Source organism: Lichenifustis flavocetrariae (assembly GCF_026130545.1).
GTDB lineage: Bacteria > Pseudomonadota > Alphaproteobacteria > Rhizobiales > Beijerinckiaceae > Lichenihabitans > Lichenihabitans flavocetrariae.
Genome location: NZ_JAMOIM010000066.1, coordinates 1 through 18,156, shown reverse-complemented (window position 1 = coordinate 18,156; position 18,156 = coordinate 1). Strand labels below are relative to the sequence as shown.

The window sequence follows — 18,156 nt, the reverse complement described above, 5'->3', positions numbered from 1 at the left end:
GTCCATCGAGCCCGTCCCATCAACCCGCAAACCTCTCCACCCCCCAAATCCGGCCTTCCGCCGGAACGAGGAGGCGCATCGCCAGAGGCGCAAAATCGGAAAAACAGCACGGTCCGGCCGAGAAAATCCACCTCAATGCTTATTGGCCTGCATAATCCGGGCTAGGTGGAAAATTGTCTGAACAAAGGGTGGTGGGTCAGTTCGAATTAAGTCTGATCAACTTCGCTCGGACGGCAGCTCTAACCGGTACACGCCGCTGCAAGGTGCGGAGCTGCCCAGGCTTGAACATGCCGGGGTTCGCGGTCCGTTCGCTCAAGCAACTCTCCCTAGCCCGGATTTCGCACCAGGATTTGGTGCATCGGGGCTCTGAATGAGGCAAAGTTGTTGTGCTGCAACGACTTATGCTTTCTTAGAGGAACTCCCCGATGCCGACACACTGTAGCGCTGAACCGCTGCTGTTTGCACCTGTCGCGGGCCGGTCCGTAGCGGCCGGTTTCGATGGTGGTGCGATCACGTCCGATGCCGGCGCGTTGCTGCTGGGCGGGACCGATCGGGCGATCCGGCTTGTGGAGCGGTTTGCAGCCTGCTTTCACGATGCGCGTGATCCGACGCGGACCGAGCATGCGGTCTCGACACTGGTCGGCCAACGCGTGTTCGGCCTGGCGCTCGGCTATGAGGATCTCGTCGATCACGATGCCTTGCGCCACGATCCTGTTCTTGCTGTCCTGGCCGGCAAGCTCTCACCCCGGCGGACCGATTGCGCGCCGCTGGCCGGCAAGTCGACCCTGAACCGGCTGGAGCATGCCCCCGCGGCGGCTCCGACGCGTTATCACCGGATCGGTCACGATCCCGACCGCATCGAGCGGCTTTTCGTGGACCTGTTCCTCGAGGCGCACCGCACGCCGCCGCGCCAGATCGTCCTCGACCTCGACGCCACCGACGACCCGCTGCACGGGCATCAGGAAGGACGGTTCTTCCACGGCTATTACGACGGTTACTGCTACCTGCCGCTCTACGTCTTCTGCGGCCGGCACCTGCTTGCGGCCAAGCTACGCAAGGCCGACATCGACGCCTCGGCCGGCGCCGTCGAGGAGGTCGCACAGCTGCTCGACCAGATCCGCGCCCGCTGGCCTCGCGTTCGCATTCTGCTGCGCGCCGATTCCGGGTTCTGCCGCGAGAGGCTCATGGCTTGGTGCGAGCAGCATCGGGTCGACTTCGTGTTCGGCCTCGCGCGCAACGCGCGCCTCGTCGAGGAGATCGCGGTCGAACTGATCCAGGCCGAGGACGAGGCCACCCGGACCAGGGAGCCGGCGCGCCGCTTCAAGGACTTCCGCTGGTCCACGCGCGACAGCTGGTCGAAGCGGCGGCGTGTCATCGCCAAGGCCGAGTGGACGGGCGGCGAGGCGAACCCGCGCTTCATCGTCACCTCGCTGGCCAAGGCGGAGGCGGGAGCCCGCTTCCTCTACGAAGATGTCTACTGCGCACGCGGCGACATGGAAAACCGCATCAAGGAGTGCCAGGCCGACCTCTTCGCCGACCGCACCTCGGCCGCCACCATGCGCGCCAACCAGCTGCGGTTATGGTTCGCGTCCCTGGCCTACGCTCTTCTCTGCGCACTCCGACGCATCGGCCTCAAGCACACCGTCTTCGCCGAGGCGACGTCCGCCACCATCCGGCTCAAGCTGCTCAAGGTCGGTGCGCTGGTGACCACCAGCGTGCGGCGCTTGAAGATCGCCATGACTTCGGCCTATCCCTGGCAGCAGGAGTGGCGGCTCGTTCACGCCCGACTGCGAAACGCCGAAGCCTGACGCCGCCGGACCGAACCCACCCGCAACCCCAAACCAGGATCCGCTCAGCCACCCTCTCCCATCGCTCGCCCCGCGGGACGACGGCCCATGCCCCGAGCGATCGAACGCTCCTCTCAAATGCCGTTCACATCCTCAACCTATCGGCCGGTGAGAAATGCGGGCTAGGATCGCCTCGGCTCTGCCTCGAACCAGTCCCGCAGGGTGTCGGTCACTGCGGCGAACGGATCATGTCTTCTCCGTTCCCGCTTGGCGACAGGCCTGGCGGGCGCGGTCGGACGCGCTTCGCCGTCCTTCCACGCCGTTCGCAGGCCGGCGAAGAACTGATCCAGCGCTGGCGCCGTCGGGGAGTTCTCCTCGATGACAGGCCGATCAGCCAAGCCGGCCAGTTCGGCTTGTAGGGCACGCATGTCGCGCAGGAGCGAGATCGGATCGAGGGTGACGTGCAGCACATCCATCGTGCGCCCCACCGCAGCCGACGGCGTCCTCGGGTCGGCCAGGAGCCGCGCAAAGGGTGTGGCCGGCGCGTTATACCGCTTGCGCACCTTGGCGCCTGCGGGCTACGGCGGATCGCAGGAAGTCTCGTGTCCGCTGGCTTCCTGACAAACTTCTGATCTACTGAGACAAGGCGATTGGTGCAAACTGTTCGGATAACGGCGATTATCGTACTCTTCACTTTATCTCATGTGTCTCGTAGAGGAGAATCCAGCTCCAGCTTCCAATCTAATGAGACCCTTGTCTCACCACCATTGTCTCATCTTGCCCCCACCGGTCTCATCGGCGGCCGCGGGGGGACGCCGCCGGGGGCCGCTGCGCGCGCCCCTTGGGCGCGCTCCGGTTGGCGATCTTGTCGCGATCGATATGAACGACTTTGCCGCTAGAGGCCTCATCAATGAGTCGCGCATTGCGCCGCGTGAGCTCGGCGATGCCGAGGCTCTGAATCTGGATCAGATTCGCCATGGCGTCGATCGTGCGCTGCATGTCGCGCTTTGTGCGCTCCCGCCCGGCGGCGCTCGTCTTCGCCACCGGAAGAGCAGCGGCAGCCTCGGCCTTCCGACGCAGGAAGGCCGCCTTAAACGCCGGCAGGCGGTGAAGCTGTGCGTTAGACACCCCCGCCGCCTGCCGCACCGCAGTGAGTGTGATCTGGCCTGGATCGGCAACCGCGCCCAGCAGTCGCTCGAAGGCCTCGTTGAGGCGATCGAGGCTACTCGGCATGGCCCGCCTCGCGCAGGTCCTGCAGGATGCGAGCTGCCAAGGTTCCCCGATCGCGGCTAACCTCCCGCTGAGCCCTGGTCACGCGTCGGTCATTGGACGTAGCGTGCTCGATCGACCGATCGCGTACCTGTTGCCAAGGATGTACGTGGCGGCTGCCAACGCAGGCATTGGGGCAACGCGGATCGCAGGAGCCGATCGCCGGCGCGCGGCGCTCGTCTAGCGGCAGGCCCTCGAGGCATTTAGCGCGCCTCTCCACGAACCAGCAATTGTTCAGCGGGGCCACGTGCACAGTCGCCGCCGTCGACCGCATCATGCGGCGCGCCTCGGCCTCGTCGGCGACGCGCCCGGGCAGGTCTCCCAGAACCCGTGCGTAGTTCAGGTAGAACTCCTCGACACGGGTGGCCGCGCCGCCGACCGGACGGATGCCGCGGCGAAACTCGTCGTATCCCTCGGTGAGGTCCCCGATGCGGCCCAGCAGCCAGGCCTCCCGAACCTGATCCGGGAACCGCGATGCGGGTTGTCTGCAATAGCCCTCGAAGACCGTATAGCAGGCTTGGCCGTACTGGATGGCCCCGGCCACTAGGCCGAACGGGCGGTTGCCGATATGCCACGCGAGCGTCCCGCGCAGCTGGCTCGATGTGAGGCGCCATGGCCCCTTTGGTCCGTCAGGGACTGGGCCGAGGTGCGGATTGGGGCTGGGGCCGACGCCCGAATAGACGAGGCCCGGTGACAGCCCCTTGTCGCAATGACTGAGAAAACGCCGCAAGACGACGTTGACGTTGCTGCTCAACCGCCGGGCACGGTCGGCCATGTAGTGAGCATGCACGAAAAGGTGCGGGTCGCTGGTTTGAGCGTAGACCGTAGCCGTGAGCCGCTCCAGCACCTCAATAGCCCGGGCTACGGGTTCGATCACGACCCATACCTTGGGTACGGCCTCCCCACACTTCTTCTTCCGGATGTGGCCGTGCACTTTGTAGCGCACGGTCCCGTTCGACCTTAACTCCGATTTTACGCACCCGCGGCGCAGGTCCTGGACCTCGCTGTCGCGCATGCCGCTGAGGTAGGCTGTAACAATGTAACAGGCTGCCAAAAGGTTGGTGCATTCGGCCTTCATCTCGTCGATTGTCATAGCTGCACGCCAAGGCGCCGCGCAGCCCTCTGGGATGACCGACGTCGGGCCGAGGCACTGGAACGACATGCCCAACTCTGAATGAGCGGCGATGATCGCCAACTCGCCCTCGCCCTTCTCAAACCATGCCCGCGAGACGCCCGCGCAGCGTGAGATCATGCCAAGGGCAGGCCCGGTCCTAGGATTTCGGATGCCCGGCAGCCCCTCGCCGCGAGCTCTTAGGCCGGCGACGTAGCGCCCGAAGCGGCTCGCCTCGCTGCCCCGCGCGTCGATGACGACGTACGAGCCCTTGTAACAATCTTTCGCTTTGATGATGTCCGTCGAGAAGTCGAGATAGGCAAGGGACCAGCGCAGGATCATGCCCATCACGGCCTCCGGCACGACTGGTGTAGTGTTCCGCAGAGGCTGCTTGTACGAGACGACGTCGTTCATGGTCCTCCCCTCGAACGGATCGAATTTCAGACCGCCGCCTGTGAGATATTCGCGCGACTCCCACAACCACACTAGAATGGAGAGACGCCGCGCTCTGCCCAGGAGATGACCCGGCTGCTGCGCGAGGTGGGCGAGGTAGAGGTCGAGGTCGTCCTGGGTCAGCTCGGCGTAGCTTGCCAGGCCTAGCTCGTCCATAAAGCTGTGCAGCTGGCGCAGGGACGCCAGGGCCTGTCGGCAGGTGGACGGTCGGTGGCGCCTAACTACGCTGCCGCCACGCGAGGAGACGAGGGGTTTGTCAAGGCGGGAGGCGACCAGCTCGCGGGCCGCCAAGTTTCTGTGCGGTTCGTCAAAGGACTCGAAGGTGATCGCACTCGCCGGCCGGTTTGGCATGTCGTCGATGCAGCGCAGGTCCCAGCGCTGCTCGCCGAAACGCGGGACCGGCAGTCCCGGATGTATCGTTTTGCTGATGACGGCGTCGGTGTCTGCGATCCACTTTGACTTCGGCCGGCCGGGCTCGCGTGCGGTCATTTTCATGGCTTGCTCCACTCTTTGACAGGGTCAGTCGAGCTTCTGAAAGAGCTGTAGGAAGGAGAGCGCAGGGATCCCGGCGGGTCCAGAAACCCGCCTCGCCTCCTCGATTTCGTCACGGGGGAACAACTCGATCACCTGCCGCAGGCGCGTGTAGAGAAGGCCGCGGGAGCGTGCCCACTCTTCAGGGGGCATCCGCAGCTCGTCGGCCTCCAACATTCCCAGCACGTGCAGAGCGTTGGGGACGTGATGGGGCATGAAGACGGCGTTGGAGCATTCGAGACAGCCGTAGACGGGATCGCCGCACCGCTTGCCCGCAGGGGCGCCCGGCCGGTGATGAAATCCCAGACATGCCGCGATATAGACGTCGGCATCGCCCGAGGCGATCTCGCGCGCCTGACCTTCTGAGATACCAAGGGCCAACGCGGCGGCGGCGAGGTCTCGGTCCATGTGCTCGGATGCAGCCGGTGAGAGGACGATAGGGCCCGTCGCTGTGTCGTGGGCGGCCTGGATACCGTCGGCGGCAGCCTGCTCGTGGACGTCACGGAGGGCCTCCAGGTCAAGGTAGTGGCGGAAACGCGTCCTCTCCGTGTGATCCTTCCTCATCAGATGCGGGTCGCCCTTCCCGGCCCGGTAGTCAGAGGATTTTGCATCCTTGCGCAGCCGGCTTAGCGTGAGGAACGGGAGCGGCCTGCCGTCCTCGCCGTTGATCGGGTTCCGCGCGAGGAAGCTCGCAACCGTGTCTTTGAGAACCTCGTGAGAGGCGAGGGCTCTCTTTCGATTCCCGACGAACAGGGGCCCCGCATCGGGCGCGTAACCCATCTGCCGGCGCGTGCAGGCGGTAAGCTCCAGCAGGAGCCGCACCAGCCATCCCGCCGAGAACGGCTGGTCGACTTCGATTTCCTCCTCGTGGGACAGCTCGTCCTGCCGCTTCTTAACGTAGCGTATCCTCCACTTGCTTCCGCGCGATCGTGGCGGGACGAGACAGTCCGCCTGGAGGTCCTTGACGCATTCCATGGGCAGCGTAGTGGCCTCGATAAGGAGAATGATAAACGGGACGAAGTCTGTGGCGGGTAGGTGCACCTCGTTTAAAAGCTCGCTTGGCCTGATCCCTTGGCTGCGGAAGGCCCGCTGCAGCAAGGCCATCCGGGGCCCATTGATCATCCCGACGTTGCGCAGGTGCCACAGAACGTTGGGTCTGTAACCCCAACCACGTTGCATAGGGTCGCCGCCTAGCTCCAGTGCCTCCTCGGCCCTCGCCGTACGCCGTTGGATCGCGCCGACAGCACGCCGCGCCGCGTCCATGATCCGGGCGAGGACCGAGTCGCCATAAGGCTCGCGCGGAACCGACTTGCCACGTGTTCGGTTGGCGAGCGTGTAGGAACATCGGTGCTCGAGCTCAAGTGAGGCGAACCCGCCGTTCTGCGCAGCCCAAGCACGCAGAAGTTGAACAATTGCGTTCTGGTTGCGCCAAACTGCGTCGCCAGGCGGCAGGTCAAGGTCCGAGAGCCAATCCTCGAAGTGGTCGAGCGTGGCTGCGTCGATGTGGGCGAGGCTCTGCACGTCGCCGCGGCCGTTGCCGTCGAGAAACTCGCAGAAGCGTCGGGCTGCCAGCGCAGCATTCTCGATCGAGGACCGTGCCGTGAAGGCGCTGCGAAGGTGGTGCCCCTTCCAGATTAGGACGGCTACTTCCGATGCGAGGGCCTGCCGTGTGAGCCGCGCGAGGTTGACGGTGACGGGCTTGCGTCCGCCCGTCAGCTGGAAGCTGACCCCGGGGCAGGGCGGCACCCCACCGTCCGTCGGTCCGCCGCAGCGTGTCCGCCGAACAGCGTGCCGGGATACGCTTGCCTGATTTTCAACACGCTCCTGGTCCATCTCAAGCTCCTTCTAGCATGCCGCGGGTGCGCGCCGCCGACCGGGCGTAGTCTGCGGAGGTTTCGATGAAGGGCGCGAGCTTTGGGAACTCGGCCTCGAAGGTCGTAAAGGTGTCGGTGATGTAGGTCAGGTACTTGAAGGTCGATTCGACACTTGTGTGGCCGAGCAGGTCCCGCACGACGAGCAGCGGGTGGTTGAAGGCGACGCGCAGCGCGTCCTCGCCCTGCGCGTCGCGGTAGCGTCGCGGATCGCCATTGGCCCTGAGCCACCGCTCCGATAGCAGGCGGAGCATGATTACCGCGAAGCTGTGGCGCAGCACGTGCGGACTGACATTGAGGTGGATCCCGAAGCTGGCGCACCTTTGGCAGGCCCGGGCGAAGATCACGCGCAGCGCGTCGCCGGTCATCGGGGCGCCGTCCGCGGTGAGGAACAGCACCGCTGGCCCGGCAGCGCCCGAGTGGTCCCAGAGCATCAGGCTGCGCCGACGCTCGACGTTCATGGTGTCGTAGCGCTCCCTGGCGCCGGTACGCGCGACTTGGCATGCCCCGTTCCCGGCGGGGCTAATCAGCACCAGGCGTCGATTGCCCTCGTAGGCGCCCCGCTCGAGCGCGGCTTTTATCGAGGCAGAGCGCGCATAAACGGAATAGTGATCGATCCGCCGCAGCGCCGAGTTCGGGATGCGGATGTCGCGGGCCAGCTTCGTCTTAGTAGCCGCGGCCGCCAGCCTGATAGCCGACGAGCCGGGAAGGACGAATAGCTTGGGGTCGAGCGGAACCTCGGATAGGAGCACGGCGAGAAATTCGGTGACCCGTGCGCCCGAGTTGAGCAGGCCGTCTGCTATGAGCCCGTTGCGCTCTCCATGGCGGCAGACAAAGTCGGCATCGCGCACGAGCCGGGTTGGGTCCGCGGGGGTGGGCGAGGGCTTGCACCCCCGCAGGCCGACATCGCGGAACAATTGGAATTCTTCCAGAGAAATAAAGCGCACGGCGTCGGAACCTCCGGTGCGCTCGAGCAGGCTGTTGCGCTTGCCCGCTTTGCGGCCGTTCCGCGGGTTGCCAGCGACAATCCTGTAGTGGAAAGGATCGTCGATGCCGAGGTGAGCCTTGCGCCAACCAAACAGCTTCTGGAGAGCGGCGAGGCATCGGTTCATCGTGGTCGCGGTGACCTCGGGCGGGCTTCCGTTCCGTCGCTTGTCACGATAGGCGACCACATCGTCCAAGGTTGCCAGTATCGGATCGATCCCTCGGCCGGTCTGAACAATGAAATTGGCGAAGCCGAGCACGTCGTAGCCATATCCGCGCCAGGAGCCGCGCTCAGTGCAGCCGTGCGACGGGAGGCTCCGTAGCCAGGAGTTAATGGATTCTGGATAGCTCCCGTCATCGCCGAGGAGGAACGGCATTCCGTCCGGGATATAAAGCCCGTTGAAAAGGTCGAGCGCTACTTGGGGGGCGGAGATGCCATAGTTGGCTAGATCCTCAATAGCTCCACGGTCGGTGAAGTAGATCTCCATTGCCACGACCTTCAAGCCTCCGTATGAATGTTCATAAAGCGTTCTTACTGTATGGCTATTCATACCGTGGTGATCAAGGGTGCCCTGTGACTCTTCTTTGTGGCGTAACCTCATGGTGAAGCGGGCTTCTCGAGCGAGATGGATCGAACTGGCCGAACGTATCGCAGACGAGATGTCGGGAAACGACCCAGTTCGGCGACGTCTCCTGCTTGAGCACGAAGCGGCGAAGGGCCTCAAGGTCCAGAGCCTTCGGCGGATGGTCAGGGCCTTCCGCCACCTGCGAACCCTCGCCAAAGCCGAACGCATGCCTGTCGCCGAGGTGAGGGCGAGCATGTCTGCCATTGAAGCCCTCGAGCGGCTCAACCGCCGAACACCGCGGCTCGCTTCTCCGATTCGAGCCCGCGTGCTCCGCGGGGAGATTGGTCACCGCGAGCTTCTCGAAATCGAACGAGGTGCCGTCATCTCCGATGACGCGCCAGCGGGACTCGATTGGTCTGAATTCGGCAAGCGACTGTACTTGTTCTTCTTCGTCAACGACGGCAACGGCGACGGCTGGATGGCGAGCAACGCCGAGAAGACCGGATATTCCGAAATTGCCAAGCTGCTCAAGGTCGACATCGAGGCCGAAACGGCACGCGGCAGGGCGGCGATGTATCTGTCGCCGATCTTTCCCTTCTCGGAGGGACGGGGCAGGGCGCTCGACGACCACCTCGCGCGGGCTTTCGCCGCGCTCTGCTTCTTCGATCGGGTCATCTTCATTGTCGCCGATGACCGGGAGCGCGGCCAGGTCGAGCACTACGTCCGGCACGCACTCCGAACCGAACGATTTGAGCGGTTCGCGACATACAAAATTGACGACGTGCCAGAAATCTGAGGCGGGTTGCCTGATGCGGGTGTCAAGGTCCTTTCGGAGGTCGAAAGGTGCCTCATCATGAGGTTCGGGGCGAACTTATCACAGTGTAGAGCGAACTGCTTGGGCGCCTTTAGCCTATCTCACCGAGGTCGTTCCAACGCCGTCCCGGCAGGGACATCACCCACGCAAGATCGGGCCGACGATCTGCTTGAACTCAGGTGATCATGTGGCGGCGACCTTCACCCAACCGAAGAACGCGTCCGGCAAGAACTTCGAGAACCACGCCTATGCGATAGAACGTAAGCGCCGCGAGGAACCACCCTTTTCAAGCTGCCTCGAACCCCACGAAGTTGGCCGTGTGTTCGGCGATGCGGGGTTTGGGAAATGGCTAAGGCCACGCTTGAGCCGTCAATCCGACGCCCATGGAACTCTACAGGTTTCAAGGTGGGCCGCTCGCAGCGCTTACGATTGAACCACGAGCTTGACCCATTTCGCCATCTCACTGTCCTGCTAAGGCATGAAAGTTGAACTCATTACTACCTGCAATCGACCTTAATCGCCGTTTCGTGGAGCCTGCGGATCCGCTAGGGTCAGGCCGGCAGGGTAGCAGCCGTGCCTGCACCCGCTTTGTTCTATGCCCCGATCCAAAGCCGCCTTGTGTTCGTCGGGTCCTGACGCTACGGCCTGGTTACTCCGCGCCTCTTGCCCATAGTCGGGCTTGCACCCTTGAGCCACGCTTACAGAGATGATCTTAGGGGTCGAGGTGGCTGCGCGGAGCGCGGCGACCTCGTCTTCAAGCTTTAAATACGCGATGCTAATTACTGCGATGAGGTTCGCCATGTCGGAGTTTCTCCGTTGAAGGTCCGCCATCCGCTCCCGTCCCGTCGGTGCGACGACAACCGCCGCCGCTGCGGTCGTAACCTCCCTGGCAGCGTCGCCCAGCGTCGCCCAGCACCTAACAGACTTCACAAAGTCCGCGTCGCGGTTCGCCGTGGCGCGGGACACTCCGGCCCGCCGGCATGCTGCCGCTAGCGTGACCTTCGGGCCACCCCGCGTATGCTCGTCGATAAGCGCAGCGAGTGCGGCGTCGAGCATCGCGCGGCTCGAGCTAAGTGCATGGTGCATGACGTGGCTCCCTGCGCGCGTGCGCGATTGCAGTGACCTGGATCTTCTCTATCTTCAAAAGGACGCGCTGCGGTTCGAACAACCTGCTGTTCACGCTCCGGAGGCGATTGGACGCAGGTCCTTGCTCCTCTCCCTCCCCGAGGTAGTCTTTGATCCAGCAGGTTTTCTGGCAATTGAGATTGTAGAGGCCCTTAGGCGCCGCGCCGCCCGCCTCCGTGCTGAACCGAAATGTTAGCGGCTTACCTCTATTAGGTTGCATGCTCATTTATCCACCAGACGGTCGTCGGAGCCATCCCACCGCAGTGATCCCGCTGCGCGGGCGAGTGCGGGCGCGTCGGTCAGCTCGGCATCAAAGGCGAGGGTCGCTGCCGCATCGAAGTGCCGCACGTCGAGCATGTGAGTGAGATAGCCAAGGGTCGTCTCGACTGAGCTGTGGCCGAGCAGTGACTTCAACACGCGCATGGGGGTGAGCGCGAAATCGCAAAAGCCGTCACGCCCCAACTCGTCCTGGCGCGCTCGCAGGGTTGTGAGATCGACGATCTTGAGGTGCTCCCGCACCAGTAGCGACAGCATGTGGACCGCGAAGGTGTGGCGCAGGGTGTGAACCGACACCTTGAAGGGTCGCTGCAGCAGCGCTTCGCATCGTTCGCTGGCGCGAGAGAAGATCATCCGAACGTTGTCGTAGCTTATGGGGCGGCCGTTCTCCCCCAGCCAGAGGATCGCCGGCCCGACCGGCTCGCCGGCGTCGTCCACCAGCATGAGCCGACGGCGCAGCCCAGGGTTCATCACGTCGAAGGCCATCCGACGGGGACCGCCGTTCCCGAGCAGCTCGCCTGTCCTCCGGTTGACCGGGCTCATCGGCCGCCAGTCGCGCCCCAGCCGGTAGGTGCCCCTTTCCAGGGCCGTAGCGACGGCCCCCGCGCGGTCGGCGTGGGCATAGTGGCCGAGCGCCGCGAGGAGCCGGTTCGGCGCCAGCACCGTGCGTCCCTTCCTCCTCTTGGCCGTGTAGGCTGCGACGCGGATCGCCGTCGCGCCGCGGCCACACGTGGCGGCGGGGATGGGCGGCAGCTCCGCCCCGAGGACTGAGATGAACTCAGTTACGCGCATGCCAGTGTTCACGAGCAGATCCGCCATCAGGGCGTTGCGGTCGCCGTTTCGCCGGTCGAAATCTGGATCGAGGGTCCTTTGGTCAGGCAACATTCCCCTGAGGCCCACGTCCTTGAAAATTCGGTAATCCGCCAGGGACACGCACTTGATTCGGTCATCTGCGCCAACTGACTCGTAGAGGGAGTTGACTTCGGCCATCCTGCCCGCGCCGTGGCGGCCCACCCATTTGCGCACGTACCTGAACGGTGCCTCTGGGGAGTGGCCCTGCGCCTTGGCCCATCCATAGAATTTTTCAAGCGCCGCCACTGAGCGGTTCCATGTAGCGGCGCTTGCTGCCGGCTCGTCCCCGACGCGGCGGGTGTTTCGGTAGCTTTTCATGTCCTCGAACGTAGCGTCCAGCAACCCCTTGGGCGGGTCGAGCTCGGCGAGGTGCAGCATCGCGCCCTGCAGATCCATGGCGTAGGCGCGCCAGGTGTTCTGCGCGGTGCAGCCCCAGGCGGGGAGGTCGCGCAGGAAAGCGTTGACGATGGCTGGGTAGTGGCCGTCGTGGTCGAGAAAGAATGGCATGCCCTCTGGCACGTGCAGCGAGGTGAACGCGCGCAGCGCACTGGGGGGCAAAGACGCAGTGATCGGCTCGTATGCCAAGGCGGACTTTGTGGTTATGTATAGTTCCATCGATTGCCCTCAACAGGCGGCGGCGGTTCATTCCTCGCCGAGCTTGCACCGCATATGGGGAATATGTACTTTAAGTACAAGTTATGTTGAACTTACGCTTGGCTCGGGTAGTGGATCTTCGCTAATCCCGGCGGAACTGGCGCGTCCGGGAGAATGCCGCTCAGTGCAACAAGGATGGAGTTCGGTTTCGAACATCGTGCGGAACCGCGGGATGACACGTTGGTCGCTGACGCTGTTTCTGGAAGCAGACTTGCTGCCGCGGTAATCGGCCGAGCTGCCCGAGCCGCGGCGCTCATCAGTGGCGATTGTAAATGTCGCGCGTTCATCCGAAGACGCGCTGAGCCAACTGGTCCACGGCAAGCTTGTCGACTCGAGAAAGCCGGTTGGTAAACCCTGACGCCAAGCCCGCGCGGTAGTTCCCGCCCCTGATCTTGCCGATGCGCGCACAGGCGATCAGCTCGCGCGGGCCGATGGGTAATCCGATCCGCTGGGCCGCGAACCCCTCGCGCACCGCCTTGGCGAACTCTACGAACTTCGCCGCGGTGGCCGACGGCAGGCCTGCCTGCCCTTCAAGGATGCGGATCTCTGCCTCGGCGTCGAGATAAGCGAGCTCCTCGGTAATTGCCCAGCGCGAGTACAACGCAGCGTTCTGGAGGCGGGTGCCCTGGTAGAGGCCCCGCTCGTCCCCAGTGCCGTTCGTATTGCCCGTCCCTACCAGCCGGAAGTTGGGGTGTGCCTCGATAGTCCGGATCGAGGGTGGCGCCTCCGGGATGACGAGCGGTTCGCCTTCGAGCACGGCGTGGTAGACGCTGAGCACGGATGGCCGCCCAAAGTCGAACTCGTCCGCCACATAGCAGAGCCCTAGCTTCATCGCCATCGCAAGTGGGCCAAGCTGAAACTCCGTAGAGCCGTCACGAACGGTCCACTGACCAACGATCTGGGATTCCTCGGTGGTGTCGGTGTGCTGGACGCGGAGCCACGGCCGGCGGGTTCTGGCACAGGCTTGTCGCACCAGGCTGGTCTTGCCAGTGCCGGCAGGGCCGAAAAGGTATACCGACATGGAGAGCTGCAGGCCGATCATCATAGCCTTGGTGACGGCCGCCGGGAACACGTGCCTCTCATCCACCTGGGGAATCAAGGCAGCCACCTCCGGATCGTCTGGCACCGGAAGAACCGTTACCATGATCGGCTGCGGGGTGCGGGGGTGCGAGCTAAGGCCGTCCTTTGCGGGCAGCCCAAACAGTTCGGCCATCGGCATGTTAGCCTCGGCCCGATGATCCTGGGGGCCTTTGGCGTTCTCGTTGCGGCTTTTCTTTGTCGACATGCTTTGTTCCTCGGTTAAAGGTCGTGCGGCACGAGGTTGAGCCGAGCCGATGTGGAGTCTCGGCTGTGCTCAGATTGTAAGGATTCGGCGCAGCTCTCCCATCACGCAGGCAGGAAGATCTCCCAGCCGCTGAAGAACAAGGCAGCGCGGATAGAACTCCCGCACGTGTTCGGACATGATCCCGATCCCGACAATCTCGATGCCGGCTTCGGTGACGGCCTTTATGGTCGCGTGCAGGTGCGCTTTAAGGTCCGCCCTAACACCCTGTCCAGCGGGGTTCCCGTCGCTGAGCACGATCATGACCTTGCGGACTTCTTTTCGGCTCGCAAGTCTCAGGGCGGCGTAACCGATGCTCTCGCCGTCAATGTTCCCCTGAGTTCCGGGCTGCATCACCGCCATGGCGGCAAATCGCTGGCGCACGCCTGGGGTCAGCCGCTCCCCGAACGCCTTATAGATCGGCATCTTGATCGGCTGTTTCCGGCTATACCGGATCTTAGTTTCGTACGGCGCGCCTGGCGCATCATCGGGCCACGGCGGTGCCGTAGTGAACCCGAGGCACTCATGAGGGACACTCACTGTTTCGAGGGTCTCCGAAAGGGCATAGGCCGAGGCCATAGCGATCTGCAGCTTCTCACCGGTCATGCTCCCGCTGTTGTCGACAAGCAGGGACACCGCACTGTCAGTGCTTGTAGAGACCTGCCTGCGACGGAACACCCGATCATCACCCAGAGCCAGGCGGTAGAGGTTGCCGGCATGCAAACGCCCGGAGCGGTAGCCCGGCACCGCGCTTACCCGGGAGTGCGATGCCATCATCCGCTCGACATCCTTTTGCATTACGTGTGTCATGGACGCGGTATGCCGGCCGAGCGCGACCAGGTACTCGTGGCGGAACCCGTTTGGAAGCTCGAGGGGCTCGATCCGGTCATGGTCGCGGGTATAGACTCGATAGGCTGCCGCCTTCGCTAGCGCGGCCCCCCGGTCGGAGATCGAGACCGACGCTGCGTCTAAGAACGGATCGTCGCCGAAGACAGGCGGATCCTGGAAGTGCGGTCGCCGGCGCTCGGTTTCGTCGCGCTGACTAGCTGGCCTATTGCGACCTACGATATCGCTATGACCGCCATTTGCCTCGGTTTGCGGTGCTCGCGCCGACGTCCTATCACGCGCGTCCGGTACAATGTCGGCCGGCGAGGGTGTCCCCGGCCTCGATATGTTCGAAGTAGAGTCACGCTCCTCGGGCCGCTTCCCCGCATCCATACCCTTGGATCTATGCGTCGGATTGCGCGAGGCATGGATGACGCCCGCCCACAGCTCGGCCATCTCCAGGCATTCGGCCGAAGAGGCGAGGCGGGGCATGCGGGCGGCCACACTAGGGCCGAGCCTGTCGAGAAGATCTCGGACGCGCCGATTACCCCAGTGACCTCCCGTGTCCATAAACTTTTGGAAATGCCATTGGCCGGCCAAGGCTCGCGCAAAAGGTACGAGCAGGACGTGAAAGCGGCGCTCCTCGTTGTCATCGGCTTCTCTCAAAAGCTCCGGCGTGATCTTGGCGACGAACGTCTCGTGGAGCCGCGTCAGGTTCGCCGCCGCGCCGGGGAAGCGTTCGCCCATCGCGCGCTCGATGAAGCAGTCTTCGACAATGTTGTGGGTCGAGCGCAGGCCGGCTTCCTCGGCGGCCTTGACCACCTCCCAGGTCGTGAAGAGGATGTGTCCGACCTCGTGGTCGAGATAGCCCTGGATCTCTTGGATCAGCTCAGGGGTCGCCTCGTCAGGCAGAGCAGGGACGTTGATCCTAAACGGCTTGTAGGTCGTCGGGTCGAACTGCACGAAGGCTTGCGCACCTTCCATCGTGATGCGCAGGTTCTCTCCGGCGAGGAGTCGTGCGGTTACAGCAATGCTGTCGCGCATGCGGGCGGTGTCGATGCTCATGGGATAGGTGCTGCCTTCAGAAGGAGCCAAACGTCGGATCGTGGGACGCCATCAGGTCGGTATCGGCGCTGAGGTCCACCGGCACCGATATGGTGGTCAGAAGGGGGGCAACCCTCGGTTCCGGCGATAGGAAACGAAGCGCCTCCTCCCCACCGATAGAGTTGAAGATGCCCGCGCCGAGGATCTCCCTGACCTCCTGCCTATTGTGCGCAGTCACGGTGGTCGGCGCGACGACCTTAAAACCGAGCTCGCAGTCTCCCAGGAGCCGCGCTCTGCGGGTGGCCCACCAACGAGGCGAGATCTCATGCCTTTTGCAAAACGCTTTGCGGAAGGTATGGCTGCCCGGGAAGGCGGCCGTCATCGCTGCGACAACGAACTCGCCGTTGGCGTTCGAACGCGGCTCCGTCTCGATCAGGAGGAAGCGGAAGGTGCGGCTATCAGCCGTTGATTTCATGGTGAGCCTTGTCAAGTGGATCGGCACCATCGGATCGTCCGGCCGCGACCCGGCTCCGTTGCCCGCGGTCACCGGCGGAAGCACGGTCGGGCCGCCGGGGTCGGCGCGGTCGCTCGCGAACCAGCGGTCCGTGCCCCTCTCGGAATCTGCATGATGAGCGATTGCTCGGTAGGCCAGTTTCGATTCATGCCGGAATTCGCTATCTCGGCAGGGTGACTTCCGGGCGGATTCGGCGACGTATCGCAAGAAGCTGAGAACATCGTCCCCTCTGACTCTTCGAACTTGCAGCTCAGCGCGGCCTCGACCGTCCAGGACTTACAAGAGATTACGAAACGGACGCCGATCGGGATCCAGCCGCTGAATTCTGCCAGGAGCTCACTCCGCTTCCCGTGCCACGCTTCGGGCCCGACGCCGTTGCGCTCCGCTGCCCGCAGGAATAGGGCGCCGTTGATCCCCGCGAAACGAACGACTACTGGTTGGACATGGCGGGCTCCGAAGGAGAATGCCAATCTTGATTCGCTCAGTGTGAGGCGAACCGCGTCGTCGCGTTTGGGCGAACGCGTGATCGGGTTGGTGACAACAACGGTCGCCATTGATCAAAGCTCCTCTCTGCGAGTCGGCAAGAACCCTGTGCCCCCCTCGGAGCGCGGAACCTCTCGTCAAAACGGCGGTTCCGACCTCAGATAGGGGCGAGGAACGTATCATGAACATGTTTAGGCTTACGGGTGAAAACGTAATGAAAGTATGGTTAATGGCCCGCCTCGCTGTACATCCACTCCGCCTAAGAGCGGCTTGTGTCATAAGCGATCGTTTCGCTTCTTACGCATCGCTGCTGGTCAACCGCGTCGGCCGTCCTGTAGTTAGCTCTGCTCCAGGTGCTGACCAACGGCGGCATTCAACAGCAGAGGGAGTCGCCCGCTGCGCCGGCCGGGGCACCAGGCCGAGCCGGGGCCGCCAAGTCGCGGGCGCGACCGAACGTCTCTCCGGTGCCGATCGCGGCCACAAGGGCCGTGGCGTTCAGGGCGCCGAACTCGGGTATCGTGGTCATTCGCCACGCACCTTGATGTAGGTCTCGTCAACGCCGATGGATCTGCAGTTAGGCTTCCGCAACGCGCGCAGCCGGCACTCGATCTGCGGCGCGTGGGCCAAGACCCGCCGCTTTAAGGTGCTGTGATCCACGTCGAGCCCACGTCCCAGCAGCATCTCCTCGATGTCCCGGTAGCTCAGCGGTGCGTATTTCTCGCCGACGTGGGCACGGATTTCAGGGGATCGTGGGCAGTGATTTCACGGCATCATGGGCACCTGTTTAGCGGGGTGATGAGGCTTGACCGACAGTCTGACCGGGTACTCAGGCTCTCGTTTTTGACGACGAGGAACCTGATGCCGACCGGAAGATTGTCGATGCGCTGAATACGTGACCTGCTGCGTCTGAAGCATGAGAACGGCCTGAGCAGCCGCGTGATCGCGACCTCGCTGGGGCTGAGCAAGGGGGCCGTGGGCGAGTATCTGCGTCGGGCGAGATCGGCTGGTGTGAGCTTTCCGCTGGACGAGTCGATCACCGATACGGGGCTGAAACGGCTGCTATTTCCCATGGCGTGCGATGTGATGGCGGTAGTGGTCGTTGCTCCATCGAGGATGACGACATTCAAATCGAAGCTGGGAATAAACCCCACGTAATGGGTTCTTTCCCGGGAGAGGAGAATGAACGCTCAGCGCGTCATCATAGGCCCGATCAGCGAAACCTGCAGGATCCAGGCGCGTCGGCACCGCTACCGCCGTGGCGGCGAGCTTCGAGATTCTTAGACTCGCACCGAGCCATAATCCTTATCATTCTGTCGGTTAGTCAAGAGGCTCGATCTCCGCCCTATGAGGGGTCGAAAAGCGACCATTCCGACCTGGGTCCCGCCTTTCCAGCTCGATTGCGTCGGTACAATAACGGCCATCATGAACGGTGCTCACACCCTCATTGCTGACTTCACGGGTTATTTGGTTTCGGGTTGGAAGCCCGTGCGACCTTCCTTGATCAGATTGACGAAGGCTCGCAGGGGAGCGGGCATGAATCGGCTGGAGAAATAAAGCTGTGGCCCTTTAAATTGAGGCCATCAATCCGCGAGGACGGGTTGCGGATTCCGACGATGCCGGCCAGTGTTTCCGATATGAAGCCGGCCACCTATTCCGACTTCAAGCCGGCCACGGTT

General features: G+C 63.5%; 13 protein-coding genes and 2 pseudogenes. 4 read left to right on the top strand and 11 right to left on the bottom strand.

Annotation, left to right across the window (positions count from 1 at the left end; genetic code table 11):
• Window positions 1-425 precede the first annotated feature (425 nt).
• Window positions 426-1,808 (top strand): IS1380 family transposase, encoded by a 1,383-nt coding sequence (locus M8523_RS33550; protein ID WP_282589180.1) that lies wholly within the window; start codon window positions 426-428, stop codon window positions 1,806-1,808.
• 161 nt (window positions 1,809-1,969) lie between these two features.
• Here M8523_RS33550 and M8523_RS33545 read toward each other — a convergent pair whose 3' ends face one another.
• From M8523_RS33545 to M8523_RS33525, 5 genes are all read right to left on the bottom strand, one after another.
• Window positions 1,970-2,350 (bottom strand): hypothetical protein, encoded by a 381-nt coding sequence (locus tag M8523_RS33545; protein ID WP_282589179.1) that lies wholly within the window; start codon window positions 2,348-2,350, stop codon window positions 1,970-1,972.
• Window positions 2,351-2,579: 229 nt separating this feature from the next.
• The gene (locus M8523_RS33540) at window positions 2,580-3,020 is read right to left on the bottom strand and encodes a hypothetical protein (RefSeq protein WP_282589178.1); all 441 of its coding nucleotides are present in this window, start codon (window positions 3,018-3,020) and stop codon (window positions 2,580-2,582) included.
• Window positions 3,010-5,115, bottom strand: coding sequence for a site-specific integrase (locus M8523_RS33535; RefSeq protein ID WP_282589177.1), 2,106 nt, complete (start codon window positions 5,113-5,115; stop codon window positions 3,010-3,012). The genes M8523_RS33540 and M8523_RS33535 overlap by 11 nt, the downstream gene beginning before the upstream one ends.
• Window positions 5,116-5,139: 24 nt before the next feature.
• The gene (locus tag M8523_RS33530; RefSeq protein ID WP_282589176.1) at window positions 5,140-6,984 is read right to left on the bottom strand and encodes a hypothetical protein; all 1,845 of its coding nucleotides are present in this window, start codon (window positions 6,982-6,984) and stop codon (window positions 5,140-5,142) included.
• 1 nt (window position 6,985) lies between these two features.
• Entirely contained in the window at window positions 6,986-8,494 is a 1,509-nt protein-coding gene (locus M8523_RS33525; RefSeq protein WP_282589175.1) for a tyrosine-type recombinase/integrase, read from the bottom strand.
• Between the two features lie 331 nt (window positions 8,495-8,825).
• Here M8523_RS33525 and M8523_RS33520 point away from each other — a divergent pair, with 331 nt between their 5' ends.
• A complete protein-coding gene (locus tag M8523_RS33520) occupies window positions 8,826-9,368 on the top strand; it encodes a hypothetical protein (RefSeq protein ID WP_282589174.1) in 543 nt (180 codons plus the stop codon).
• Between the two features lie 1,365 nt (window positions 9,369-10,733).
• Here the strand turns inward: M8523_RS33520 and M8523_RS33515 are convergent.
• The 6 genes and pseudogenes from M8523_RS33515 to M8523_RS33490 form a co-directional block, all read right to left on the bottom strand.
• Window positions 10,734-12,254, bottom strand: a complete 1,521-nt coding sequence (locus M8523_RS33515) for a tyrosine-type recombinase/integrase (RefSeq protein WP_282589173.1) — start codon at window positions 12,252-12,254, stop codon at window positions 10,734-10,736.
• A gap of 322 nt (window positions 12,255-12,576) precedes the next feature.
• The gene (locus M8523_RS33510) at window positions 12,577-13,578 is read right to left on the bottom strand and encodes an AAA family ATPase (protein WP_282589172.1); all 1,002 of its coding nucleotides are present in this window, start codon (window positions 13,576-13,578) and stop codon (window positions 12,577-12,579) included.
• A 69-nt stretch (window positions 13,579-13,647) separates the two neighbouring features.
• Window positions 13,648-15,504 (bottom strand): cobaltochelatase CobT-related protein, encoded by a 1,857-nt coding sequence (locus M8523_RS33505; protein WP_282589171.1) that lies wholly within the window; start codon window positions 15,502-15,504, stop codon window positions 13,648-13,650.
• Between the two features lie 16 nt (window positions 15,505-15,520).
• On the bottom strand, window positions 15,521-16,204 hold the full coding sequence (locus M8523_RS33500; RefSeq protein WP_282589170.1) for a hypothetical protein: 684 nt from the start codon (window positions 16,202-16,204) through the stop codon (window positions 15,521-15,523).
• A gap of 681 nt (window positions 16,205-16,885) precedes the next feature.
• Window positions 16,886-17,021: pseudogene (locus tag M8523_RS33495) on the bottom strand (transposase); the annotation flags it as partial.
• A pseudogene (locus M8523_RS33490) lies at window positions 17,006-17,188 on the bottom strand (IS6 family transposase); the annotation flags it as partial. The pseudogenes M8523_RS33495 and M8523_RS33490, both read right to left, overlap by 16 nt.
• A 180-nt stretch (window positions 17,189-17,368) precedes the next feature.
• On the opposite strand from M8523_RS33490, the gene M8523_RS33485 reads away from it, so the two are divergent.
• Both M8523_RS33485 and M8523_RS33480 read left to right on the top strand, forming a co-directional pair.
• Complete coding sequence (locus M8523_RS33485; protein ID WP_428351887.1) at window positions 17,369-17,635, top strand: sigma factor-like helix-turn-helix DNA-binding protein; 267 nt, start codon at window positions 17,369-17,371, stop codon at window positions 17,633-17,635.
• Between the two features lie 320 nt (window positions 17,636-17,955).
• A partial coding sequence (locus tag M8523_RS33480; protein ID WP_282589169.1) for a hypothetical protein occupies window positions 17,956-18,156 on the top strand: 201 nt, incomplete at its 3' end.